We start from the raw sequence: 7,825 nt of genomic DNA on the forward strand, positions 1-7,825 counted from the left end.
CCGTGAGCACGCCCGAAGAACGTCCGCGTCCCGTGGACGTACCGCTGATCCAGATCGGCGCACCCGCAGCGGCCTCGACGGGCGGCTGCGGAGACGCCTGCGGCTGCTCCGCCGGCGAGGAGGGGTACGACGAGCTGGAGTGCGGCCTCGACCCCGGCCTCGCCCAGCTTCTGCTCGACGCGGGCCTCGACCCCGTACAGGTCGAGGACATCGCCCATCTCGCCATCAGCGAGGACCTCGACGGCGGCGTGGATGTGACGACCGTGGCGACCGTCCCCGAGGACGCCGTCGCCACCGGCGACTTCACCGCCCGTGAGGCGGGCACGGTCGCCGGTCTGCAGATCGCCGAGGCCATCCTGTCCATCGTCTGCACCGACGAGTTCGAGGTCGAGCGGCACGTCGAGGACGGTGACCGCGTCGAGGCCGGCCAGAAGCTGCTGTCCGTCACCACCAACACCCGTGACCTGCTCACCGGCGAGCGCAGCGCGCTCAACCTGCTGTGCCGCCTCTCCGGTATCGCGACCGCGACCCGCGCCTGGGCCGACCTGCTCGAAGGCACCAAGGCCAGGGTCCGCGACACCCGCAAGACCACCCCGGGCCTGCGCGCGCTGGAGAAGTACGCGGTGCGCTGCGGCGGCGGCGTCAACCACCGCATGTCGCTGTCCGACGCCGCGCTCGTCAAGGACAACCACGTGGTGGCGGCGGGCGGCGTCGCGCAGGCCTTCAAGGCCGTACGGGAGCAGTTCCCGGACCTCGCGATCGAGGTCGAGGTGGACACCATGCACCAGGTCCGCGAAGTTGTCGACGCGGGCGCGGACCTGATCCTGCTGGACAACTTCACCCCGGCCGAGACCGAGGAGGCCGTCGCGCTCGTCGCGAGCCGCGCCGCCCTCGAGTCCTCCGGCCGCCTCACCCTCGAGAACGCCCGCGCCTACGCCGAGACGGGCGTCGACTACCTCGCGGTGGGCGCGCTGACGCACTCCTCCCCGATCCTCGACATCGGCCTCGACCTGCGCGAGGCAGGCCTCTGATGCTGCTCACGATCGACGTCGGCAACACCCACACCGTCCTCGGCCTGTTCGACGGTGAGGAGATCGTCGAGCACTGGCGCATCTCCACCGACGCCCGCCGCACCGCCGACGAACTCGCCGTCCTGCTGCAGGGCCTGATGGGCATGCACCCGCTGCTCGGCGACGAGCTGGGCGACGGCATCGAGGGCATCGCGATCTGCTCCACCGTCCCCTCCGTCCTGCACGAGCTGCGCGAGGTGACCCGCCGCTACTACGGCGACGTCCCGGCCGTCCTCGTCGAGCCCGGCATCAAGACCGGCGTGCCGATCCTGATGGACAACCCCAAGGAGGTGGGCGCGGACCGCATCATCAACGCGGTCGCCGCCGTCGATCTCTACGGCGGCCCGGCGATCGTCGTCGACTTCGGTACGGCGACGACCTTCGACGCGGTCAGCGCGCGCGGCGAGTACGCGGGCGGTGTGATCGCGCCCGGCATCGAGATCTCCGTCGAGGCGCTCGGCGTCAAGGGCGCCCAGCTCCGCAAGATCGAGCTGGCCCGTCCGCGCAGTGTCATCGGCAAGAACACCGTCGAGGCCATGCAGTCCGGCATCGTGTACGGCTTCGCGGGCCAGGTCGACGGCGTTGTCGCACGTATGAAGGTCGAGCTCGCCGACGACCCGGACGAGGTCACCGTGATCGCGACCGGCGGTCTGGCCCCGATGGTGCTCGGCGAGTCCTCGGCGATCGACGAGCACGAGCCGTGGCTGACCCTGATCGGCCTGCGTCTGGTCTACGAGCGGAACGTCTCCCGAATGTGAGCCCGGCGCGGCATTCCGCCGCGCCGGAACTCATCGCATTAACCAGATTTTGTCCCTTTGGCGCGTATCGTCGGCCCATGCCCACGCCATACGGATCCCGCGGCGGAATGGCGTTCGGCGCAGACGAGCTGCGTGTGCTCCGACGTGCCCTCGCCGTCGCCCTCCACCCTGCCCCTCTCGCCGACGAGGACATCCAGGACTGTCTGCGTCTGGCCGATTCCCTGGACGAGGCGGTCCGCGAGGCCGGCCGGCTGCGAGCGTTCCTCCATGCCGATCTCGCCCGCTACCGCGAAGCGCTCCCGGGCTCCGCCGCCGGCTATCTGGAGCTGCTCCAGGACGCCCTGGCCGCCGGGTACGACCCCCGCCCGGAGGATCTGGCCGCGCTGCGCACCCTGCGCGGTACCGCGGCCGGTGCCGCTGTGCTGCACCGCTGCCAGACGCTCGCCGAAGCGTCGGTACGGGCCCGGCTGGCGGGCCGTCGGGTCGAGGCGGTGCCCGCAGCCGTCGCCGCGGGCCGGCGCACCCGCCTGCTCGCGCTCCCCGGCGGCCGCGCCGCCGCCGACGAGCCGAAGCCGCAGCAGAAACCGCAGCAGAAGCCCCAGCAGAAACCGCAGGAGAAACCGCAGCCCAAGGCGCCGGCGCCCACCGACCGCCCGGTCCCGAAGCCTTCCGAGGCCTTCCCGCCGCGCCGCAAGCCCGTGCCCCCACCGGAACAGCTGGCCGTCGGATAGCTACTCTGGGAGCCATGGACTACGTATCCGCGCTCCTGCCCCCCGTGGTGATGGCTGCCTTCTTCACCTTCTTGGTCGTGACGATCGTCAAGAGCCAGGGCGGCCCGAACAAGGCCAAGGAGGACGCGATCGTGGACGCCGCGGTCGCTCGCGCGGAGGCCGCACAGCAGGTCGTCCGCGGCGACTGACGCGTTCCTCAGCATCGAGGACGTACGGACGTTTTATGCCCGTACGTCCTTTTTGTTACGTCAATAACCAGCCATTCCGACATCTCCGACTATGGTGGCGCTGTGCCCCGCCAATTGGGAGAGCTGGAAGACGCCGTCATGACACGCGTCTGGCAATGGAACCGGCCGGTCACGGTCCGGGAAGTCCTCGAAGACCTTCAGCAGGAACGGTCCATCGCCTACACCACCGTCATGACGGTAATGGACAATCTCCATCAGAAGGGCTGGGTGCGCAGGGAAGTCGAAGGCCGCGCCTATCGATATACGGCGGTCTCCACCCGCGCCGCCTACTCGGCCGCACTCATGAACGAAGCGTGGTCCAAGAGCGACAACCCCGCGGCCGCACTTGTCGCCTTCTTCGGCATGATGTCGCCCGAGCAGCGTGAGGCTCTGCAAGCCGCCGTCCGCATCGTTCAGGGCGACGAGGCCGCCGACGGTGGGACAGCGCCGGAGCGATAGCGTCGGGCCATGCCTTATGCCGCAGCAAATGCCATCACCGTCCGACGGGCCAGGACCAGCGATGTGCCGTCGGTCCGCCGACTCGTCGACCCGTACGTGAGTGAAGGCATCCTGCTCGACAAAGCGACGGTGACGCTTTACGAAGCCATCCAGGAGTTCTGGGTCGCGGAACGCGACGAGGATGCCCAGGTGGTCGGCTGCGGTGCACTGCATGTCATCTGGGAAGACCTCGCCGAAGTACGCACTCTTGCGGTGGATCCCGCGTTCAAGGGCACCGGCATCGGTCATCACGTGCTCGACAAGCTGTTGCAGACCGCCCGCCGGCTGGGAGTGCGCAAGGTTTTCTGTCTCACCTTCGAAGTCGACTTCTTCGGGAAGCACGGCTTCGTGGAGATCGGTGAGACGCCGGTCGACGGAGATGTCTACAGCGAGCTGCTGCGTTCCTATGACGAGGGTGTCGCCGAGTTCCTCGGGCTCGAACGAGTGAAGCCGAACACCTTGGGCAACAGCCGGATGCTTCTGCACCTGTGATCACCACAAGAGGCGGATCCCTATGTCCGAATCGCGCACGTTTCCCGCGTTCTTGAGGTTCTGAACCTCTGCCAAGGGTTTGTGTTTTCCAGGGAAAAGCGGTTTCCTTTCCGCGTACTGCATTTTCGATGAAAGGAAATCCGGTGGCACAGAAGGTTCAGGTCCTTCTTGTCGATGACCTCGACGGTGGCGAGGCGGACGAGACCGTGACGTTCGCTCTGGATGGCAAGACCTACGAGATCGACCTCACCACCGCCAATGCGGACAAGCTCCGTGGTCTGCTCGAGCCGTACGCAAAGAGCGGCCGGCGTACCGGTGGCCGTGCTGCGGCCGGTCGGGGCAAGGGCCGCGCCGCGGCCGGTGGCAACAAGGACACCGCCGAAATCCGCGCCTGGGCCAAGGCGAACGGCTTCGAGGTCAACGACCGCGGCCGCGTCCCGGCCACGGTGCGCGAGGCTTACGAGAAGGCCAACGGCTGAGTATTTGTTTGCGGCGTATTCGTACGCAGCAAACGGGCCCGGTGGCACTCGGTCGCCGCTGTGGCCACGAGTCGTACGAGATCGGGGCTGATTCCCCCACCGGAACCGGCGCTGCGCCCGAATGGGGCAAGCGCCGGCAACGTCGGTTCCACCTCGCGTCCCGGCACGGGGGGCCGCAGCCATACGGCGGCCTCCCGCGAGCCGGACCATCCGGGCGGCGGCGGGGCGGTCATCCGTCCGCCCGCGCCGATGGCGGTCAGATCGAGAGCGATACCGCCCCACTCCAGCCAGTCGAGCAGCCCAGGCAGCTCGTCCGCGCTCCCTGCGGCCACCAGAAGCCGCATTCGCTGCCCCATGAGGGCCACAGGCCCGGCAGGCCCCGTTCGGCGCAGCACAGCCGCGCCTGCGTCCGCCGGCAGCTCCAGTACGTCGAAGCGCAGACCGGTGAGCAGCTGCACCGGATCGCAGTCCGCCACGGCCCAGCCGAGTTCGTTCTCGTACCACTGCGCGGTGCCGCCGTCGAAGGGCGCACGGGGGAGCGGGACGGTGAAGGCCATACCCCCGGAACTCCTGAGGCGACTCGAGAGTTACGCAGAGTCGACGGATGATTGCACGCGGTGTCCGAGTTGGGGGCGTACAAGCCCATTCGAGGGCGCAAGGTTGTTCGCCCGTAGCTGAGGGAACCGGTGCGCGCTGCATGGACTGTCAGTCCTTACGGGTAAGACATTCCTAGTGGGGAGGGGCGACACGCCTGTTTGGCCGCCTTGCGTTCGCCATCGGCGTAGCGATGGCGAGGGTAACTGCCTGGCCTGCGGGAACATCGTCTCGCACCATCGGGTTGGAGCAGTTGTCGGCGTTCAGCGGTCAGGAGGCCACAGACGGGTGTCGGCAGTTGGAATGAGCGGTCCCCGCTTGCGGGACTAAGCTGCGGAAGGACAGGGAGGGGACCGACCCCTTACTGCCTGACCGCTCTGAGGAGCGATTAACGATGTTCGAGAGGTTCACCGACCGCGCGCGGCGGGTTGTCGTCCTGGCTCAGGAAGAAGCCCGGATGCTCAACCACAACTACATCGGCACCGAGCACATCCTCCTGGGCCTTATCCACGAGGGTGAGGGTGTCGCCGCTAAGGCCCTGGAGAGCCTCGGGATTTCGCTCGAGGCGGTCCGCCAGCAGGTGGAGGAAATCATCGGGCAGGGCCAGCAGGCTCCGTCCGGGCACATCCCCTTCACCCCTCGTGCCAAGAAGGTCCTGGAGCTGTCGCTCCGCGAGGCCCTCCAGCTCGGCCACAACTACATCGGCACCGAGCACATCCTGCTCGGCCTGATCCGCGAGGGCGAGGGCGTCGCCGCCCAGGTCCTCGTGAAGCTGGGCGCCGATCTCAACCGGGTGCGGCAGCAGGTCATCCAGCTGCTCTCCGGTTACCAGGGCAAGGAAGCCGCCACTGCAGGCGGCCCGGCCGAGGGCACCCCCTCGACCTCGCTCGTCCTGGACCAGTTCGGCCGGAATCTCACCCAGGCCGCTCGTGAGTCCAAGCTCGACCCGGTCATCGGGCGCGAGAAGGAGATCGAGCGGGTCATGCAGGTGCTGTCCCGCCGTACGAAGAACAACCCGGTCCTCATCGGCGAGCCCGGCGTCGGCAAGACGGCGGTCGTCGAAGGCCTGGCGCAGGCCATCGTCAAGGGCGAGGTGCCCGAGACCCTCAAGGACAAGCACCTCTACACCCTCGACCTCGGCGCGCTGGTCGCCGGCTCCCGCTACCGCGGTGACTTCGAGGAGCGCCTGAAGAAGGTGCTCAAGGAGATCCGCACCCGCGGCGACATCATCCTGTTCATCGACGAGCTCCACACCCTGGTGGGTGCGGGCGCCGCCGAGGGCGCGATCGACGCCGCCAGCATCCTCAAGCCGATGCTGGCCCGTGGCGAGCTGCAGACCATCGGTGCGACGACGCTCGACGAGTACCGCAAGCACCTGGAGAAGGACGCGGCCCTCGAGCGCCGCTTCCAGCCCATCCAGGTCGCGGAGCCGTCGCTGCCGCACACCATCGAGATCCTCAAGGGTCTGCGCGACCGTTACGAGGCGCACCACCGGGTCTCCATCACGGACGAGGCACTGGTTCAGGCCGCCACCCTGGCCGACCGGTACATCTCGGACCGCTTCCTGCCGGACAAGGCGATCGACCTGATCGACGAGGCCGGATCCCGGATGCGCATCCGCCGGATGACTGCGCCGCCGGACCTCCGCGAGTTCGACGAGAAGATCGCGGGCGTCCGCCGCGACAAGGAGTCGGCGATCGACTCCCAGGACTTCGAGAAGGCAGCTTCGCTCCGCGACAAGGAGAAGCAGCTGCTGGCGGCGAAGGCCAAGCGGGAGAAGGAGTGGAAGGCCGGCGACATGGACGTCGTCGCCGAGGTCGACGGCGAGCTGATCGCCGAGGTCCTCGCGACGGCCACCGGCATTCCCGTCTTCAAGCTCACCGAGGAAGAGTCCTCGCGGCTCCTCCGCATGGAGGACGAGCTCCACAAGCGCGTCATCGGGCAGAAGGACGCCATCAAGGCCCTTTCGCAGGCGATCCGCCGTACGCGAGCCGGTCTGAAGGACCCGAAGCGCCCCGGTGGCTCGTTCATCTTCGCCGGCCCGTCCGGTGTCGGTAAGACCGAGCTGTCCAAGACGCTCGCCGAATTCCTCTTCGGCGACGAGGACGCGCTGATCTCCCTCGACATGTCGGAGTTCAGCGAGAAGCACACGGTTTCCCGTCTCTTCGGTTCCCCGCCCGGATATGTGGGTTACGAAGAGGGCGGCCAGCTCACCGAGAAGGTGCGCCGGAAGCCGTTCTCCGTCGTCCTCTTCGACGAGGTCGAGAAGGCCCACCCCGATATCTTCAATTCCCTGCTGCAGATCCTGGAGGACGGTCGTCTGACCGACTCCCAGGGCCGCGTCGTGGACTTCAAGAACACGGTCATCATCATGACGACCAACCTCGGGACCCGGGACATCTCGAAGGGCTTCAACCTGGGCTTCGCGGCTCAGGGCGACGTCAAGTCGAACTACGAGCGGATGAAGGTCAAGGTCAACGAAGAGCTGAAGCAGCACTTCCGGCCCGAGTTCCTGAACCGTGTCGACGACACGGTGGTCTTCCACCAGCTCACCGAGGAAGACATCATCCAGATCGTCGACCTCATGATCGCCAAGGTGGATGAGCGACTGAAGGACCGTGACATGGGCCTCGAGCTCAGCCCCACGGCCAAGTCGCTCCTCGCCAAGAAGGGCTACGACCCGGTCCTGGGCGCCCGGCCGCTGCGCCGGACGATCCAGCGCGAGATCGAGGACATCCTGTCGGAGAAGATCCTCTTCGGCGAGCTGCGCCCCGGTCACATCGTGGTCGTGGACACCGAGGGCGAGGGTGAGGAGAAGAAGTTCACCTTCCGCGGCGAGGAGAAGTCGGCACTGCCGGACGTTCCGCCGATCGAGCAGGCGGCCGGCGGAGCCGGTCCGAACCTGTCGAAGGACGCGTAAGCGTTCTGAGCAGCTGAACAGAGGGGCTGCCCCGGACCGTACGACTCGTACGGTCC

General features: G+C 67.7%; 9 protein-coding genes. 8 read left to right on the forward strand and 1 reads right to left on the reverse strand.

Features of this window, described 5'->3' with window-relative positions; all coding sequences use genetic code 11:
- Positions 1-2: 2 nt before the first annotated feature.
- From nadC to ACFWDI_RS07990, 7 genes are all read left to right on the forward strand, one after another.
- Positions 3-1,031: a carboxylating nicotinate-nucleotide diphosphorylase gene (gene nadC, locus ACFWDI_RS07960; RefSeq protein WP_385301941.1), complete on the forward strand. Its 1,029-nt coding sequence runs from the start codon at positions 3-5 to the stop codon at positions 1,029-1,031.
- Positions 1,031-1,828: a type III pantothenate kinase gene (locus tag ACFWDI_RS07965; protein ID WP_108151068.1), complete on the forward strand. Its 798-nt coding sequence runs from the start codon at positions 1,031-1,033 to the stop codon at positions 1,826-1,828. The genes nadC and ACFWDI_RS07965 overlap by 1 nt, the downstream gene beginning before the upstream one ends.
- Positions 1,829-1,935: 107 nt before the next feature.
- A complete protein-coding gene (locus tag ACFWDI_RS07970; RefSeq protein ID WP_385301964.1) occupies positions 1,936-2,559 on the forward strand; it encodes a hypothetical protein in 624 nt (207 codons plus the stop codon).
- Between the two features lie 14 nt (positions 2,560-2,573).
- Positions 2,574-2,747: a hypothetical protein gene (locus ACFWDI_RS07975; RefSeq protein WP_385301943.1), complete on the forward strand. Its 174-nt coding sequence runs from the start codon at positions 2,574-2,576 to the stop codon at positions 2,745-2,747.
- A gap of 102 nt (positions 2,748-2,849) precedes the next feature.
- Positions 2,850-3,245, forward strand: coding sequence for a BlaI/MecI/CopY family transcriptional regulator (locus ACFWDI_RS07980; protein WP_385301944.1), 396 nt, complete (start codon positions 2,850-2,852; stop codon positions 3,243-3,245).
- A 9-nt stretch (positions 3,246-3,254) separates the two neighbouring features.
- A complete protein-coding gene (locus ACFWDI_RS07985) occupies positions 3,255-3,776 on the forward strand; it encodes an amino-acid N-acetyltransferase (RefSeq protein WP_327325290.1) in 522 nt (173 codons plus the stop codon).
- A gap of 143 nt (positions 3,777-3,919) precedes the next feature.
- Positions 3,920-4,255 carry an Lsr2 family protein gene (locus tag ACFWDI_RS07990; RefSeq protein ID WP_362689135.1) on the forward strand — a complete coding sequence of 112 codons (336 nt, stop codon included), beginning with the start codon at positions 3,920-3,922 and terminating at the stop codon, positions 4,253-4,255.
- Here the strand turns inward: ACFWDI_RS07990 and ACFWDI_RS07995 are convergent.
- On the reverse strand, positions 4,234-4,812 hold the full coding sequence (locus ACFWDI_RS07995) for an SCO3374 family protein (RefSeq protein WP_385301945.1): 579 nt from the start codon (positions 4,810-4,812) through the stop codon (positions 4,234-4,236). The two genes, ACFWDI_RS07990 and ACFWDI_RS07995, sit on opposite strands and share 22 nt — an antisense overlap.
- A gap of 431 nt (positions 4,813-5,243) precedes the next feature.
- Between ACFWDI_RS07995 and ACFWDI_RS08000 the strand changes: the two genes are divergently transcribed.
- Positions 5,244-7,769 (forward strand): ATP-dependent Clp protease ATP-binding subunit, encoded by a 2,526-nt coding sequence (locus tag ACFWDI_RS08000; RefSeq protein WP_362689129.1) that lies wholly within the window; start codon positions 5,244-5,246, stop codon positions 7,767-7,769.
- The last annotated feature ends 56 nt before the right edge of the window (positions 7,770-7,825 follow it).

The organism is Streptomyces sp. NPDC060064 (genome assembly GCF_042736455.1).
Classification (GTDB): Bacteria; Actinomycetota; Actinomycetes; order Streptomycetales; family Streptomycetaceae; genus Streptomyces.